17 protein-coding genes are annotated in these 17,226 nt (G+C 29.9%); 8 read left to right on the top strand and 9 right to left on the bottom strand.

Annotation, left to right across the window (positions count from 1 at the left end):
- Positions 1 to 3 precede the first annotated feature (3 nt).
- Positions 4 to 1,182: an argininosuccinate synthase gene (locus OD91_RS00825; protein WP_144894512.1), complete on the bottom strand. Its 1,179-nt coding sequence runs from the start codon at positions 1,180 to 1,182 to the stop codon at positions 4 to 6.
- The gene (locus tag OD91_RS00830; protein ID WP_144894513.1) at positions 1,179 to 1,799 is read right to left on the bottom strand and encodes a GNAT family N-acetyltransferase; all 621 of its coding nucleotides are present in this window, start codon (positions 1,797 to 1,799) and stop codon (positions 1,179 to 1,181) included. The genes OD91_RS00825 and OD91_RS00830 overlap by 4 nt, the downstream gene beginning before the upstream one ends.
- A 433-nt stretch (positions 1,800 to 2,232) precedes the next feature.
- Between OD91_RS00830 and OD91_RS00835 the strand changes: the two genes are divergently transcribed.
- Entirely contained in the window at positions 2,233 to 3,171 is a 939-nt protein-coding gene (locus tag OD91_RS00835) for a hypothetical protein (RefSeq protein WP_144894514.1), read from the top strand.
- A 7-nt stretch (positions 3,172 to 3,178) separates the two neighbouring features.
- Here the strand turns inward: OD91_RS00835 and OD91_RS00840 are convergent, their stop codons facing one another.
- The 5 genes from OD91_RS00840 to OD91_RS00860 form a co-directional block, all read right to left on the bottom strand.
- On the bottom strand, positions 3,179 to 5,623 hold the full coding sequence (locus OD91_RS00840; RefSeq protein WP_144894515.1) for a M1 family metallopeptidase: 2,445 nt from the start codon (positions 5,621 to 5,623) through the stop codon (positions 3,179 to 3,181).
- Between the two features lie 126 nt (positions 5,624 to 5,749).
- Positions 5,750 to 6,292 (bottom strand): DUF4252 domain-containing protein, encoded by a 543-nt coding sequence (locus OD91_RS00845; protein ID WP_144894516.1) that lies wholly within the window; start codon positions 6,290 to 6,292, stop codon positions 5,750 to 5,752.
- Between the two features lie 11 nt (positions 6,293 to 6,303).
- Complete coding sequence (locus tag OD91_RS00850) at positions 6,304 to 6,840, bottom strand: DUF4252 domain-containing protein (protein WP_144894517.1); 537 nt, start codon at positions 6,838 to 6,840, stop codon at positions 6,304 to 6,306.
- Between the two features lie 33 nt (positions 6,841 to 6,873).
- Positions 6,874 to 7,302 carry a hypothetical protein gene (locus OD91_RS00855; protein WP_144894518.1) on the bottom strand — a complete coding sequence of 143 codons (429 nt, stop codon included), beginning with the start codon at positions 7,300 to 7,302 and terminating at the stop codon, positions 6,874 to 6,876.
- Positions 7,289 to 7,798, bottom strand: a complete 510-nt coding sequence (locus OD91_RS00860; protein ID WP_144894519.1) for an RNA polymerase sigma factor — start codon at positions 7,796 to 7,798, stop codon at positions 7,289 to 7,291. The genes OD91_RS00855 and OD91_RS00860 overlap by 14 nt, the downstream gene beginning before the upstream one ends.
- A 155-nt stretch (positions 7,799 to 7,953) precedes the next feature.
- On the opposite strand from OD91_RS00860, the gene OD91_RS00865 reads away from it, so the two are divergent.
- From OD91_RS00865 to OD91_RS00875, 3 genes are read left to right on the top strand one after another with little or no spacing between them, the layout of a single operon-like run.
- A complete protein-coding gene (locus tag OD91_RS00865) occupies positions 7,954 to 9,417 on the top strand; it encodes a S41 family peptidase (protein ID WP_255513130.1) in 1,464 nt (487 codons plus the stop codon).
- Positions 9,418 to 10,854 carry a S41 family peptidase gene (locus OD91_RS00870; RefSeq protein ID WP_144894520.1) on the top strand — a complete coding sequence of 479 codons (1,437 nt, stop codon included), beginning with the start codon at positions 9,418 to 9,420 and terminating at the stop codon, positions 10,852 to 10,854.
- Positions 10,784 to 11,299, top strand: a complete 516-nt coding sequence (locus OD91_RS00875) for a hypothetical protein (RefSeq protein ID WP_186434363.1) — start codon at positions 10,784 to 10,786, stop codon at positions 11,297 to 11,299. Before OD91_RS00870 ends, OD91_RS00875 begins: the two co-directional genes overlap by 71 nt.
- Here the strand turns inward: OD91_RS00875 and OD91_RS00880 are convergent.
- On the bottom strand, positions 11,296 to 12,249 hold the full coding sequence (locus OD91_RS00880; protein ID WP_144894522.1) for a patatin family protein: 954 nt from the start codon (positions 12,247 to 12,249) through the stop codon (positions 11,296 to 11,298). The two genes, OD91_RS00875 and OD91_RS00880, sit on opposite strands and share 4 nt — an antisense overlap.
- A gap of 151 nt (positions 12,250 to 12,400) precedes the next feature.
- On the opposite strand from OD91_RS00880, the gene OD91_RS00885 reads away from it, so the two are divergent.
- The 3 genes from OD91_RS00885 to pepT all read left to right on the top strand — a co-directional run bounded on the left by OD91_RS00885 (position 12,401) and on the right by pepT (position 15,164).
- On the top strand, positions 12,401 to 13,333 hold the full coding sequence (locus OD91_RS00885; RefSeq protein WP_370511732.1) for a WD40/YVTN/BNR-like repeat-containing protein: 933 nt from the start codon (positions 12,401 to 12,403) through the stop codon (positions 13,331 to 13,333).
- A 124-nt stretch (positions 13,334 to 13,457) separates the two neighbouring features.
- Positions 13,458 to 13,886 carry a hypothetical protein gene (locus tag OD91_RS00890; RefSeq protein WP_144894524.1) on the top strand — a complete coding sequence of 143 codons (429 nt, stop codon included), beginning with the start codon at positions 13,458 to 13,460 and terminating at the stop codon, positions 13,884 to 13,886.
- A 39-nt stretch (positions 13,887 to 13,925) separates the two neighbouring features.
- Positions 13,926 to 15,164, top strand: coding sequence for a peptidase T (gene pepT, locus OD91_RS00895; RefSeq protein ID WP_144894525.1), 1,239 nt, complete (start codon positions 13,926 to 13,928; stop codon positions 15,162 to 15,164).
- A gap of 134 nt (positions 15,165 to 15,298) precedes the next feature.
- Here pepT and OD91_RS00900 read toward each other — a convergent pair whose 3' ends face one another.
- Positions 15,299 to 15,838 (bottom strand): 1-acyl-sn-glycerol-3-phosphate acyltransferase, encoded by a 540-nt coding sequence (locus tag OD91_RS00900; RefSeq protein ID WP_144896894.1) that lies wholly within the window; start codon positions 15,836 to 15,838, stop codon positions 15,299 to 15,301.
- A gap of 47 nt (positions 15,839 to 15,885) precedes the next feature.
- Between OD91_RS00900 and rmuC the strand changes: the two genes are divergently transcribed.
- Complete coding sequence (rmuC, locus tag OD91_RS00905; protein ID WP_144894526.1) at positions 15,886 to 17,208, top strand: DNA recombination protein RmuC; 1,323 nt, start codon at positions 15,886 to 15,888, stop codon at positions 17,206 to 17,208.
- The last annotated feature ends 18 nt before the right edge of the window (positions 17,209 to 17,226 follow it).

The following is a 17,226-nucleotide window of genomic DNA, read 5'->3' on the forward strand; positions in this document are numbered from 1 at the left end:
TTTTTAATTATTTACTTGTTGATAAATTCTATTTTGATTTCCAAGAATTTTAATAAATCCTTTTGCTTCATCAGCAGTCCAACCTTTGTTCATTTCTCCGTAAGAACCGAATTTATCATTCATTAAATCGTGTTCTGAACTAATTCCATCTACTGTAAAATGATAAGGTTTTAAGCTCACAAAAACATCACCCGAAACATTGGTTTGACTATTTTCTAAAAACGCTTCCATATCTCTCATTACTGGATCTAAATACTGACCTTCATGCAAATGCATTCCGTAAAAACTAGACAGATATTCTTTATGTTGCATTTGCCATTTTGTAAGCGTATGCTTTTCTAATAAATGATGGGCTTTTATTGTAATTAACGCAGCAGCAGCCTCAAAACCAACTCTTCCTTTTATTCCAACAATGGTATCACCAACATGAATATCTCTACCTATTCCGTATTTAGATGCGATATTATTTAAATCTTCAATGTTCTTTTCTGCTGAACCTTCAATTCCGTTAACAGCTGATAATTCACCTTTTTTGAAAGTCAATTTTACTTTTTCTTCTTCACTTTTTTCTACTTGAGAAGGATATGCAGCTTCTGGCAATGGTTTTTCTGAAGTTAATGTTTCTTCACCACCAACGCTTGTTCCCCATAAACCTTTGTTTACAGAATACTTAGCTTTGTTCCAATTCATATCGATTCCGTTACTCATCAGATAATCAATTTCTTCTTGTCTAGATAATTTTTGATCTCTAATTGGCGTAATAATTTCTATTTCTGGAGCTAATGTTTGAAAAATCATGTCAAACCTTACTTGATCATTACCAGCGCCAGTACTTCCATGAGCAATATATTTAGCATCAATACTTTTTGCATATTCAATAATTTCTATGGCTTGGATGATTCTTTCTGCACTTACAGAAAGCGGATAGGTATTGTTTTTTAATACATTTCCAAAAATTAAATACTTTACTACTTTTTGATAAAAAGTAGCAACAGCATCGATATTTTTATAGGTAGCAACTCCCATTTTATAAGCATTTGCTTCAATTTTAGTGATTTCATCCTTTGTAAATCCACCAGTATTTACACTAACAGCATGAACATCATAACCTGCTTTTGATAAACTAACAGCACAATAAGACGTGTCTAAACCTCCACTATAGGCAATAACTAATTTTTTCATTTTTTATCTTTTTTTAAGAATAAAGTTTGCTTAATGCTTTTAAGTCTTGTAAAAACTTTACCCTTTATCTTTTTAGTTTCTTTTTGTTCTTGTTGTTTCTTTGGATCAAACAACATTCCTGTACACAAACACATTTTTTGTTCTGTTCTTGTTAAAACATCATAGTTTTTACAAGTTTGGCAACCTTTCCAAAAAGATTGATCTGAAGTTAATTCAGAAAAAGTAACAGGTTTGTAACCTAAATCGCTATTCAGTTTCATTACTGCTAATCCTGTGGTAATACTAAAAACTTTAGCTTCAGGAAATTTTGTTCTAGAATGTTCGAAAACAACTTTCTTAATTTTTGTTGCTAATCCTTTTCCTCTATAATTAGGATGTACAATTAAGCCAGAGTTTGCAACAAACTTTCCATGATCCCAAGATTCTATATAGCAAAAGCCTGCAAATTTATCACCATCTAAAGCTATTACAGCATTTCCTTTTTCCATTTTAGAAATGATATATGCTGGTTTTCTTTTTGCAATTCCGGTACCTCTAACTTGTGCAGCGTCTTCGATGGTTTCGCAAATTACTGTAGCGTAATGACTATGTGATTTATTAGCAATTACAATTTCCATTGTATTTGTTTTTTTAATTTGTGTTTATGTAATGTTCTGTTTGAAAGTAGAACCGGACTCACCTAAGTTCTATAAATAAATGTGTACCCTTACGGGCGACGAACGGGAGAAATACGGCGTGTAGAAAGACGGTTATTGCTCAGAATAACTTGACTTTTAAATGATGATATTTTATTGTTTTGTTTCAAAAGAATAAAAATTTCTTGTTGTATTTCTTACTATTTAACACAACAAATCTATAAAGTAATTTAGAATAGCAATAAGAAAAGGTGTTTTTTATTTAAAATTTCATTCATTTTTATGAATATGAAAAAAAAAGAATGTTTTTTTTAAAATAAATTCATTTGAACCTCTTATAAATATTTTTTATGTAGGTAGGGTAAATAGCTTTTCACTTGTTTTATTGATATATACCCGATAAAACACCCATAAAATGAAAAGCTTAAATAACATAACGAAAGTAATTTTTGCCATCATATTTCTAATCAACTCTTCTTGTAGTAAAGAGGATAGTATTATAAGTGATACAGAGATGATAAATTCTATAGAAGTAGATAGTACCAATGATAGTGAGGATATTTCAGCTTCACTTGTAAAAGGTGCTATTACATTATATACCGTTAATGGAACTGAAATTGAAAAAAAGATAGATTATGCTGTTTCTGGTACGAATCTAGCCTTACAAAAGAATATAAAAAAACATGATCAAGTCTGGAATTTCATCAAAAAAGTTACTCCAACAAAATATTTATCTATGATTAAAGAGTTTTTGGTTTTTAATGGAGAGGCTGAACAAATTGGTGGATTTGTTACTGATATTGATAATGATTTATCAAAATGGACATTAGGAATTGCAATAGAAGATATTGATGGAGATGGAGATTTAATTCATATTGTACTTCATGAAGTTGCACATATTATTACGTTAAAGAAAGATCAGGTTGACGAAAATAAAACTAGTGATGATTGTAAAACAATTGGGTCTTATTCTGGTTGCGTAAAAGGGAATTCTTATTTGTATGAGCTTTATGTAAATTACTGGGGTGATATTAAAAAAGATAGAGAAGAATTATCAAAAGAGCAACTTTACCAAAAATATCCTGATAGGTTTGTCACTGAATATGCAGCTACGAATCCTGGTGAAGATATTGCAGAAGTAATAACAGAATTTATTAAACAACCTAAATCATCAAATACATCTATAGCTAACAAAAAAATCAACTCGATGTATAACCATTCAGAGATTGTTGATTTTAGGAATTATGTAATAAGTAACATTAATACAACTTCTGGTTCTAGGCTTAGTAGAATTGCAACTAATAATTCAAAAAGGAAAAAGCATAAATGCGGTAGAATTCACAAAGGATTATAAAGGAATATTACAATAATTTTGCCATTGCTGTTTTAATAATCTCAGTATTTCTGTCTCTTTGTGGATGATTTTTAACTTTTTGAGATCGAACCATTTTACGCATTAAGTTAATAACAACTTTATCAAAATTGAACTGTTTAAACTGATTTCCTTTAACAACCATATCATCTGTTAAGTTTTTAATGGCTTCGGTGTTGTTACTTTCAGAAATTAATTTAAATGCTTTTTGATATATTAATTTTGTTCTATCATCACCTTGAATAAACATACCAGAAAGAACATTTTTAGCAATAAATGGTAATTCTTCGGTATCGTTTTCTTCGATAAATATCTTTGTTAATGGAGTAGCAATAATTTTTCTTACCTCATCTGGCAACGATTTAGATTTTGTAATTGCTAATTGTTTGTTTACATAATACATGCTAACCAACCCTTTTCCTAAAACAGAATACGATTCGCTATTTAATGCTTTTCTAAAAACTGGTATTAATTCAGGATCAGTTAATTTTCCTAATGTTTCTACTGCTGCTGCTTGAACCATTGTCTTTTTATCGGTATTTGCAATCTGCATAATCTTAGTAATCACTCCTTTTTTTGAATGCTTATTAATAAGGTTGATATTTTCTAGAGCTAAGATTCTAATTTTATAAAAAGGGTCACTCATTGCGTTTGCAATTGCATTAAACGCAACTTTTTCGTCTTGTTTGTTTGATACTTCTAGTAAGGCTTCCCTCCTATGCATATAGTTTTTTGCATACTTAAGCTGAAAAATATAATCGCTCAATACTTTATTTTCATTCACTTCACATAACAAAACACCATCAGCATTTACCTGTATTAAACTAGGTTGTTTTGTATATGGTAATTTAAAAGAAGCATCTTTATCGTTTACAAATACATGATGTCTTGTGGATTTTTCGCCTTCAAAAATATCAATAGCTAGCGGAAATTTAAACTCGTCTGCTTGTAATTGATATACATTAACAGTTACCGTATTTTCTAAGGTATTATAATCGTAAGAAATTTCTAGTTGCGGATGTCCGCTTCCAAAAAACCATTGATTAAAAAACCAATTTAAATCTTTCCCTGTTAGTTTTTCAAAAACCAAACGTAATTGATGTGCTTCTGCTGCCTTGTATTTATTTTCTGTTAAGTACATATTTAAGCCTTCATAAAAAGCAGTATCTCCAAGATATGTACGTAGCATATGTAAGATTGCACCGCCTTTGTTATAGCTTACCGCATCAAACATATCTTCTTTATCGGCATAATCGAATCTCACTAGATTTTTTTCAAAATTCTGACCGTCTTTATATCCTTTTATCGCTTCAAATAAATGAGCATCTGCGTCTTCTTTCCCATATTTATATTCTCTCCATAAATACTCACTATAATTTGCAAAAGATTCGTTTAAGCTAAGGTTAGCCCAACTTTCTATAGTGACTAGGTTTCCAAACCAATGATGAAAAACTTCATGTGCAATGGTATCTTCTTGCTTATTTTCATCAATTAATTGTCCTGGTTTTTGATAAGCTTGTTCTCCATGAATAACAGCGGTAGTATTTTCCATAGCACCAGAAACATAATCTCTTGCTACAATCTGACTGTATTTATTCCATGGATATTCAATTCCTAATTTATCAGCAAAAAAGCCAATCATAGCTGGAGTGTCTCCAAAAATTGCTTTTGCATCTGTAGCATATTCTTTTTCTACATAATATTCTACAGGAATATTTTTATACGAGTCTTTAATAACTTCGTACTCACCAACTCCCATAAAGAACAGATAGGGTGCGTGTTTTTGATCTAGTTTCCAATAATCGGTTCTGTTAGTTCCTTTTTTAGCCTGATTTACCAAGGCTCCGTTTGATAAAGTTTTATACTTATCTGGAACTGTAATGTAAATTTCTTGTGTCGTTTTTTGATTTGGTGCATCAATCGTTGGAAACCAGCATGAACTTGCTTCTGTTTCTCCTTGAGTCCAAATCTGAGTTGGTTTATTTTTATCGATTCCGTCAGCGTTAATAAAATACAACCCTTTAGCATCGCTTATTGCTGCACTTCCTTTTTGCTTCACTTTTTCTGGCCTTGCTGTGTATTTAATATATAAAGTGAATTCTTCGTTTCTTTTATATTCTTTTGGTAATTCTATGGCAATTTTTGCGTCATCATAATGATAATCTAAATCAATATTATTTAGTTGCACTTTATGAATAATCATCGTTTTTGCATCTAAAACAATTTTATTGGTTGCATAAAAGTGAGGGGCGGCAGTTACCCATTCTTCTCCGTTTAATTGCTTCTCTTTAAAATTAAAATCGACTTTTAATTTTGTATGTATCAAATTATGAACTTTCTCTCTTTCTGCTCTATATTGTTGATTGCTTTGAGAAAAAACAGTTAAAAAGGATACAATAAATATTAAGGGGAGCATTTGTTTTAGAAACTTCATACATCTATTCTTAGGAAAGTTTCAAAAGTACTAAATAATAGTATTAGAGTTGTTAATACGCAGTTAAAAAGAAAAAGCCATAACTTTAATTAGTTATGGCTTTTAATATATTTGGTGGGGTTTTATTTATTTCCCTTTAAAAATAGCGCTGAATTGTTTTAGACCAACATTGTCTGCATCTACTTTAATGTTTTTCATCATTTCGATGATCTTACCAGGATTCATGTTTTCTCCTAATAATCTTGCTACTCCTACTCCAGCATCTTTTCCATGTCCGTAAGCAATAACTTCATCTATAGAATCTGAATCTCCAGTATAATAAAGATTTACTTTTATGCCTTTAGATTTCATACTCATAAGGCTTTTGTAATCGCTGTTACCTTTAAATAACTTGTTTAATGTTGCTTTTTCTGTTTCAAAAGCAGCTTCATTTCCTTTAATTGGTAATGCAACTAGGTTTATTTTACGAATACTTTTTAGTGTTTCTTTTACATCATCTGAAACATCATTAGACCGAAGTTGTAAAAAACTTGTAGGAACATCAACGGTTATAAAACCTGTCTTATCTTGACTATCTACTAAATATTGCTGTAATGATGTATCATTCTTACACGATGTAAGCAAGACAGCTACAAATAATATAGATAGTATGGTTGTTATTTTTTTCATGTGTTTTTTGTTTAGTCTCTATTAACTTTTACCTTAACACCATTCTTTTTAGTGTATGTGTCAGCTAGTTTAGAGATTTTATTAATATCTATGGTACCTGTTAAAGAAACAATTACAGAATCAACATTTTCTTTTGTCTTTTTATTAATACCTCTTACAAACATTAATACTTCGCTAACATAATCTTTGTTTTTTCCTGATTTGACATAAATCTTAACTCTAGAATCGTCTTCTTTTACACGCATTAATTCGGTAAGTTTAGATCTTTTTACAGCAGATTTCACCATGCCTTCCATGGTGTTTGCGATAGCATTATCATCAGTTGTAAAGACTTTTAATTCCTTAAGTTCATTTATCATACTGAAAACCTCCATAGCATCATTACCTTTTAAGTTATCAGGATTAAATTTTGATAAAATTTCAAAAGCATCTTTTGTTACTACTACAGATGTTACACCATCCATGTCTTCTAATTTGTCAAATAAAGATTGACCTTGGCTTAAGATTGGCGCTGCCACAAACGCTATTAATAGGATTATTTTTTTCATGATTTCTTATTTTGTTTACTTCTATTATTAATTTTACTTGGTTTTAAATATTTTATGTACTGTGTTTTCATAAGTGTATAAGCTAGCTACTGCTTTATCACCTTTTTTAAGATTTACAGAGAGCATTTTTAATGCTTTTTGTACTTCTGCAAAAGTCTTTCTTTGTTGATATTCTTTGTATTGTGCGTTACCAACATACACACTTAATAATAAGACTACTGACGCTGCTACAGATAACCATTTAAAGTTCTTTCTTTTAGATTTCTTAGATTCTAACTCAATGGTTTTTGTAAAGGTTTCGTCTTTATTGCTTTGAAAATAACTAAATAGCATAGTATACTCTTCTAGATGTGGAGCAACATTGTTTGATAAGAAATAGTTTCTTAAGGTTGCTTCTTCTTGCAAAGTAGTTTCTGCGTTTAGGTATTTTTTTACTAATTTTTCTATGTTAGCTAACTCCATAGTTGTGCTTTTTAATTAATTCTTCTCGTATTGTTTTTCTGGCTCTAGATAATGCTACTCTAATTGCTGTAGGCTTCATATCCACCATTTTTGCTATTTCATCAAAATCATATTCTTCAACATCTCTTAATTGAATAATAATCTTTTGTTGTTCTGGTAAGTTTTCAATCAATCTGTGCACTTGGTTAACACTATCTTGATATTCTAACTTTTTATCCAGAGACGTTTCCTTTTCTTTATAATTACTATGAACCAATGTTAAATTACTCGCTTGTTTAGACTTTAATCTATCAAAACAATAGTTTTTTGTCATCGTCATTGCAAACGCTTCTACATTCTTATAATCCCCTATTTTTTCTTTTTTATTCCACAATTTAAAAAACAATTCTTGCGTAGCATCTTCAGCTTCTTCAGTAGATACAAGCAATCTTTTTGCTAATCTGAATACTTTGTCCTTAAACGGTAAAACAACTTTTAAAAAGTCCGATTGGTTCATTTGTTCTGTTTACTTTCTTTGTAAAACTACTTATTTATATTTGGTTCTACATCTTTACGACGACACATAAACTATTTTGTTACATCTAGGTCTAAAATAATACTAGATTTACTTAAATTGCGTTTAATTAATACTCCTAATCTGAATATTATACAATGATAAAACGTTTAAAAATAGTCATTCTTTTAACTTTAATGATATTTATGTATCAATGCGAGAAGCTGTACATAATACCACAAAACTTAGAAGTACATGATTTTGCTTGGAAAGGCTTAAACGCATATTATTTATATCAAGACGAAATACAAGATTTATCTGACCGACGATTTAATTCTGATTTACAACTAGAAAATTATCTTCAAAATTTTTCAACTCCAGAGAATTTATTTGCTAGTTTATTAAAATCATCGGATACTGCTTCTAAGATTATTAGTGATTTTAATATGATTAATCAGATTACGGATAGAACTTCTTTTACAACGGGGATGGAGTTTGGTATTTTAGAAGAACCAGATACTATTAATAATGTAATTGGCTATGTTTCTCACATACTACCTAATTCTAATGCTACTTCTAAAAACATTACAAGAGGAGATTTTTTTTACGGAATAGATAACGTTACAGATACTATTCAATTAACTAAGGAAAACTATCAAGATTTATTAATAAATACCACAGATACAATAAAACTATTATTCGCTGATTTTGATGGAGACTCAATTATTCCGAATGGTAAAAAGGCAAACTTAATAAAAAGAAACTATACGCATGTACCTGTTTTTTCTCGAAAAACTATCAATCATAATAGTACGAATGTTGGGTATTTATTATATAATAACGACTTTTCCTCAAGGTATATTAACGATTTAAATAACGCATTCTTTTCTTTTAAAAATGAATCAGTTAACGAATTGATTCTTGATTTGAGATATAATATTGGAGGCGGTAGTTTTGAAAAAACAGTCACAGAATTAGCCAGTATGATTACGGGACAGTTTGATGAAGAAACACTTCTTAAAAGACAATGGAATACAAAGGCACAACCGTGGTTTGAATTAAATCAACCTGATTCATTATTAGTTAAATTTCCAAAGAATATTGACTCACAAACAGCTATAAATAGTCTAAACCTAACAAAAGTATATATCATCCTTAATGGCTCTAATTATACAGGTTCATCTTCAATTGAATTATTAATAAATAGTCTAAAACCTTATATAGAAGTTCATGTGGTAGGAAATCAAACTACAGGAAATAATACAGGTGCTATTACATTATACAATTCTATAGATTACGATTCTATTGGAAAAAACACGAATCATATGTATGCTTTACAACCTAAAGTGTTACGATTTTTGAATAAAAATGATGAAACCTTTGCCACAGGAATTACACCTAATTTTACCTTGTGTACAAATGAAGATATTCTTAACTTAGGGGTTTTAGGAGAAGTGTCGGACCCTATTCTAAATAGAGTATTAGAATATGTAACCACTGGAGGAATAAACACAATGACATGCAATCCTAATAATTTTGAATTTCTGTATCACTCAATAGATTCACAAAGAGTTACTGATACCGGTGTTTTTATAACACAGGATTTACCAAATACCAATTAAATGAAAAAAATTAATCTAGTTATCGTTTTATTTTTAATATTACTTACATCATGTAATAAAAATGAACTTTCCCAAACAAATGCAACAGAACAAGATAAAATAAATGAGTTTATTTGGGATGGAATGAGAACATATTATTTATGGCAAGAAGACGTACCTACTTTAAATGATAAGCGTTTTTCAACTTATAGTGATTTATATCTTCATTTTAGAAACTACTCAACTCACCAAGGTGCATTTGAAAGTCTTTTATATCAAAAAGGAGTAACTGACCGGTTTTCTTGGATTGAAAAAGATTATGTTACATTAGAAAACTCTTTTCAAGGAATAAATACTAGTACGGGTATGGAGTTTAGTTTAGTTCGATATAAAGACCTTAGGACCAATGTTTTTGGGTATGTGCGTTATGTAATTCCAAATTCTAATGCAGAAACTAATAATGTTACTAGAGGAATGCTATTTAGTACTGTAGACGGTACACAAATTACAGAATCTAATTTAAGAGATTTATTATTTGGAGATAATACTTCCTTAACTATCGGTTTAGCAGATTATAATAATGGAAACCCAAGTGCCAATGGCACTTCTTTTACTTTAAATAAAACTGAGTTACAAGAAAATCCAATAGCTATTACAAAAGTATTACAAGAAGGTTCTAAAAAGGTAGGATATTTATTATATAATCAATTTGCAAGTTCTTTTGATACGCAATTAAATGCAGCATTTGCTAATTTCAAATCGCAGGGAGTTACAGATTTAATAGTAGATTTACGTTATAATGGTGGTGGTTCAGTAAGAACAGCTACACGTTTAGGTGCTATGATTACAGGTCAATATGGAGGAGAATTATTTTCTAAGCAAATTTGGAATCAAAAAGTATTAGATGCAAATGATGCAGATCAATTTTTAAATAAATTCCCTAGTACTATTGATAATCAACCTATTAATAGTTTGGGATTAACAAATGTTTATTTTATTGTTTCTGGAAGCTCAGCCTCTGCTTCAGAATTAGTAATTAACGGGTTAAAAGCTTACATAAATGTTAAGCTTATTGGCACAAAAACCTATGGAAAACATGTAGGATCAATTACTTTATATGATTCTGATAATCTACGTAAAGATGGCGCTAATTTAAATCCTTCGCATAGATGGGCAATGCAACCAATTGTGTTAGAAATTCAGAATAAAAAAGGAGAAAATGAACCGAATGGATTCGTGCCTGAGGCATTGTTAGGAGAAGATATTAGTAATTTAGGTGTTTTAGGAGAAAGATCTGATCCTTTATTAGCAAGGGCTTTAAAATATATAACTACAGGTTCTCCGAATGCTAGAATTAGTAATTATAGTATCAATACAATTTCTTTTGATGAAATCTCAAATTCAAAACAAGAAAGTCCAATGGGTAATAATATGTATGTTGAGTTTGATTTTGAATAAAATAACTAAATATAGCATTGCAATAAGCTTAATATTATTTTTTTCGCTGCATATAAATAGTCAGGAAAATGAATTAAATGGCTTTTCTAAAAAGGAATTGAATAGATTAAAATCTTTTGATACTATTTTTAATGACTATAAATTCAATAATAATTTTGTTAATTTAAATCTAGAGAATGTTCTTTTTTATGATAAAAAAAGACGCCAAAATAAAACTTGGGCATGTATATTTACAGGAGCAAGTGCAATATTACTTATCCAAGGAATTGCGTTTGATACAAGAGATAATGGCATATCTGATCTTTTTTCAGATGTTTCTTATCTAGGTTCTGCAATATATTTAGGAGCATCGATACCTTTTCATATCGGTATAAGAAAAAACAAAAAATTAAAAGAAAAAAAGCTATTGTTTGTTGTAGATGAGCTAAAAAATAATCAAGATTAAGAATTCTTTAATCCCTCCTCTATTTCTTTATTTTCAATCATTTCTGGTCTAAACTCACTCATAGATTCATCATCTCGTTTTTTTGCATGTTTATAACCAAGTTTCCACCATTTCTTCATTAAAACTTTATCAAAAACTAAAGAATTAGTAGTTAATACAGTTGGTGTATAGTATAAATTGAGTTTTACATTTTTGTGTTTTGCAGATAGTTTACCAATAGTAATATTATGTCTTTCCACATGTTCTAGCATAAAATCGAACACATCTAACATTAAAGAAAACGGATTTTTAGAAGGAATTCTATTGGTTTGTACAACTTCTGTTTCTAAAATAATTGCATCAATTTCTGTGGCTCCTCTTGCAATCGCTTCTCTAATTGGTACCAAAGCTCCAAAACCACCATCTGCATACTGTTGACCATTTTTTTCTAATAAACTCATAAATGGAACATAATTACATGATCCCCAAATCCAATCACAAAAATCATCATAAGAACAATCCATTATCGACTTATATTCAATCATATTGGCAGTTAGATTAGAAACTGTAACCACAACATCTTTGTTATTTTTTCTAATCTCTTCATACATTTCTTTGGTAACGTTGTTCTTTATCAGTTTTCGTAAGTTTTTACTTTCACCAAAGGTTTTTCTACCATTTAAAAAATTCCAAAAAGTATTTAAATGCCTTATAGATATCACTTTTGTTCCATGTACATTTTTTACTTTAAACGGACTATTACTAAATATAGTTTTTTGATTTACAGAAGTATAGAGTTTTTTTAACTCTTTAACCATACCAAGTGCCAAATGAGAAACCATTAAACTACCCGTAGAAGTACCTAAAAATAAATCGTACTCCTTTTCCTTAGTTTTCATAAGGTATTGCACTACACCACCTGCAAATGCTCCTTTACTCCCACCTCCAGAAATTACCAATGCTTTTTTCACTATTAATGAATGTTTTACCTATTTTAGTTGCACAAAAATATCAAAAATGAATCGATATTCGCTTTTAATACTAGTCGTCTTTCTTTTTTTTTCTTGCAAAGAAGAATATCAACCTAGAAATTTAGATAAAATAACCCTCCAAAAGTTTACAATGGATAGCTTAAATATACGTGCAATTAAAGCTATAAGTGACGATGAGGTTTATTATGCTGCAGCCAATGGAGATTTAGGATATACAAAAAATGGTGAAAATTTTATATCCTATAATTTTAAATATGATAGTCTAATTCCTAATTATAGAAGTTTAGACAGTAATGGCAACCATTTTTTCGCCTTATCAGTAGCAAACCCAGCATTATTATATAAGTATAATCAAAATGGTTTATATCTGGTTTACAAAGAAGAACACGAAAAAGTATTTTATGATTCGTTAAAATTCTTTGAGGATGGAAAACATGGAATTGCTGTTGGAGATCCAACAGAAGACTGTCCGTCTATAATTTTAACGTCTGATGGAGGAACTACTTGGAATAAAATATCATGTGATAAGTTACCAAAATTTGAAGTAGGAGAAGCCTTTTTTGCAGCCAGTAATACTAATATTAAGATTATTAAAAATACAGTTTGGATTGCTTCAGGAGGAAAAAAGTCAAGAATTTTAAAATCAACAGATAAAGGGCACACATGGACAATTTATAATACACCTATAATTCAAGGAGCTGCAGCTACCGGTATTTTTTCTATTGATTTTGCTGATGAGAAAAATGGAATTGCTATTGGTGGTGATTATACAAAACCCACTGAAAATAAAGCCAATAAAGCAGTTACTAATGATGGTGGAAAAACTTGGAAGCTAGTTGCTGATGGACAGAATCCAGCCTACAAAAGTTGTGTGCAATATGTGCCAAATACAAATGGAAAAGAAGTTTTTGCTGTTGGAAAAACAGGTGTATCATTTTCTAGTGATGGCGGATTTACCTGGAAAGAAGTTTCTAAAGAAGGTTATTATACCATTCAATTTGTAGATAAAAATACCGCTTGGTTATCGGGGCATGAAAAAATTGGTAAACTTTTGCTACACTAATATGAGATCGTTTTTATATTTTTTATTTATATTCACAATAATATCATGTACATCCAAAACAGCTTTGCAAAAAGCATGCAATTGTTCAAATATAAGTGAGACTAATTTAGAAACGGTTTTTGATATGAAAAAACTGTTTTCAACAGAGATTCCAAAAAACTGGAAAACAAACCTGTTTTATGATGATGTTCAATCGTCTATTTATACTGCAGATACTACAAAACAATTAACTGAAACAACCTTATTAGATATTACGTTTGTAAATCAAAAAATAGTATTTGACAGTATTTTTAAGCAAAAAATGCTTAAAAAACATCAAAGTAATAAATTATCATTGCTAAAATTTGAGCAAACTACCTTATTAAATAAGCCAGCAATTTTAGATATTGCAAAAGGAACAAAAGGAAATTTCCCATATCAAATAGCAAATCTTTTTGTAAAAATTAATGCATCTAATTTTATGCATGTAAAAACAGAGGTTTATGGAGATTCGTTAGTAAATGAACGATTATGTAAATCAATCAATTTAATAGAAAGAATTCAGCTTAAATAAGCATTTTTATTACATTTGAACCTAAACAAAAGAATCAAAATGAATAAACAACAAATCATCAACAGATTTATAAGTTATGTAACTGTAGATACTGAATCAGATCCAAATAATCCAGCATTTCCAAGTACCGAAAAACAATGGAATCTAGCTAAAATGTTAGAAAAAGAATTAAAAGAAATTGGATTATCAGATGTAGAATTAGATGAGAATTGTTACATCATGGCAACCCTACCAAGTAATATAGACTATGAAGTACCAACAATTGGCTTTGTGGCACATATAGATACAAGTCCAGATTTTACAGGTAAAAATGTGAAACCAAAGATTCATGAAAATTATGATGGTGGTGATATTGTTTTAAATAAAGAAGAGAACATTATTTTATCGTCAAGTTATTTTGATGATTTATTGCAATACAAAGGACAGACCATTATTACTACCGATGGTACTACCCTACTTGGAGCAGATGATAAAGCGGGAGTTACCGAAATAGTTTCTGCGATGGAATATTTAATTCAGCATCCAGAAATTAAGCATGGAAAAATTAGAATTTGTTTTACACCCGATGAAGAAGTTGGAAAAGGTGCCCATTTATTTGATGTAGAAAAGTTTGGAGCAGCCTGGGCATATACTATGGATGGAAGTCAGATTGGCGAATTAGAATATGAAAATTTTAATGCAGCTGGTGCAAAAGTTACCATAACTGGTAAAATTGTACATCCTGGATATGCAAAAGGAAAAATGGTAAATTCTATGCTTATCGCAAATAAATTTACAAGTATGTTGCCAGAAAAAGAGATTCCACAAGAAACTACTGGGTACGAAGGTTTCTTTCATTTACACGATATTCATGGGAATGTAGAACAAACAGTGTTACAATACATTGTTAGAGATCATGACATGGAGTTGTTTGAAAAAAGAAAAGAATTAATGCATACAGTTGCCAAAAACATCAATCATTCTTTAGGAAAAGACCTTATTGAAGTAGAAATTAAGGATCAGTATTATAATATGAAAGAAAAAGTAGTGCCTGTTATGCATATTGTTGATATTGTTGAAGAGGTAATGAATGATATGGGTATTACTCCACTTATTAAACCTATTAGAGGCGGAACAGATGGTTCACAATTATCGTATAAAGGATTACCATGTCCTAATATTTTTGCTGGCGGACATAATTTTCATGGTCGATATGAATATGTTCCAGTAGAATCTATTATTAAAGCAACTGAAGTTATTGTTGGGATAGCAGAGAAAGTTACTGTAAAATTCAAATAAAAAAGCGACCTAAAAAGGTCGCTTTTACGTATTTTAAGAATAATAACTAAAATCCCCTAAAAAATAGTTATTAGTTCCATATTGCAAAAATAGTTTTTCTGATTTATATATTTATAGGGGAAAACACCCTTTTTTTAAAATTGATTTGGTTTTTTACCTTTTATTCCTTTGTAAAAATCTTCAAAAAATTTAAAGTCAGTATCTAAATCGTTTGTGATGGTATATGGCTCAGAAATTTTGACTTGTTTATTACCAAAATCTAGGGTTGCCATAACAATAGGTACATTGGCACCTTTAGCAATATAATAGAACCCTGTTTTCCAAGTGTCCACTTTTTTTCGTGTTCCCTCAGGTGATAAAGCAAGTCTAAATTCATCTTTAGAGTTGAATACGTCAACAATAGCATCAACTAACTTATTATTCTTGCTTCTATCTACAGGAGTTCCTCCTAATGATCTAAAGATAAAACCAAACGGTCCTTTAAAAAGTGAATCTTTTCCTATAAAATTAATTTTTGCTCCACTAGTATTTCTAGCTAAAATTCCTATTGGAAAATCTTGCCAACTCGTATGTGGTGCAGCAATAATTACATATTTTTTTAACTCTAGAGGGAATTCTCCTTTAATTTTCCACCTTAAAATAGTATGAAAAATAAATTTTGAAAAAGCTTTTATCATTATTGATTTTAAAGTGATAAATTTAAGGACTTATTTTTTATAGAATGAATGAATTATTAGTTTACATACTTATTAGTGTTGTTTTTGTTTCAATAGGTTTATTTTTAGGAACTTATATTTCTAAACTTAAATCTGAAAAAGAAAAAACTTCGCTAAAAGAAAGAAATGTATCATTAGAAAGCACACAAAAAACTGCAGAAAAAACCATTAACGAGTTACAAGCAGATATAAAATCTGTCTTATCAGAAAAAGAAGACTTAATAAAAGTTAATGTTCGGCAAGATGCAGATTTACAGAATTTGCAATTAAAGTTGGAAGAAAATAAAGGAGAGGTTGAAAAATTACAAGAAAAGTTTACCAAAGAGTTTGAAAATTTAGCCAATAAAATCTTAGACGAAAAGTCTAGTAAGTTTACAGAACAGAATAAAGAAAACTTAAAAGTAATCTTAAATCCATTACAAGAAAAAATTAAGGTTTTTGAAGATAAAGTAGACAAAACTCATAAAGAAAGTATCGATTATCATGCAGCTTTACGTCAGCAAATTTTAGGGCTAAAAGAGTTGAATCAGCAAATGAGTAAGGAAACGATCAACCTAACAAAAGCCTTAAAAGGTGATTCAAAAACCCAAGGTAATTGGGGTGAATTGGTTTTAGAGCGTGTATTGGAAAAGTCTGGATTAGAGAAAGATAGAGAGTATTTTGTTCAGCAAAGCTTTACGAATGATGAAGGGTCAAGAGTCTTACCAGATGTGGTTATCCATTTACCAGATAATAAAAAAATGATTGTAGATGCGAAGGTTTCATTAACAGCCTATGAGCAATATGCAAACTCTGAGAATGAAGATGAGAAAAATCAATATTTAAAAGAGCATATAAATTCTTTGAAGCGTCATGTTGAACAATTATCTGCAAAAAAATACGAAGACATTTATAAAATTGAATCCCCAGACTTTGTGCTATTATTTATTCCAATTGAGCCCGCTTTTGCAGTAGCACTGAATTCTGACAATACCTTATATAACAAAGCTTTTGAGAAAAATATTGTAATTGTTACTCCAACAACTTTATTAGCTACACTACGAACCATTGATACGATGTGGAATAACGAGAAGCAACAACGGAATGCGATAGAAATTTCTAGGCAAGCAGGTGCTTTGTATGATAAATTTGAAGGTTTATTAAAAGATTTAATTGGTGTTGGTAAAAAGATTGATGCTTCTAAAACGGATTATAACGCCGCTATGAACAAGCTTTTTGAAGGAAAAGGTAATTTGATTACGAGTGTAGAAAAGTTGAAGAAAATGGGTGCTAAAGCTAAAAAAGCACTACCCGATAATATCATTGAACGGGCTAAGGAGAATGAGTAAGAATGCTTTCTCGAGCGC

The organism is Lutibacter sp. Hel_I_33_5 (assembly GCF_007827455.1).
Taxonomy (GTDB): Bacteria; Bacteroidota; Bacteroidia; order Flavobacteriales; family Flavobacteriaceae; genus Polaribacter.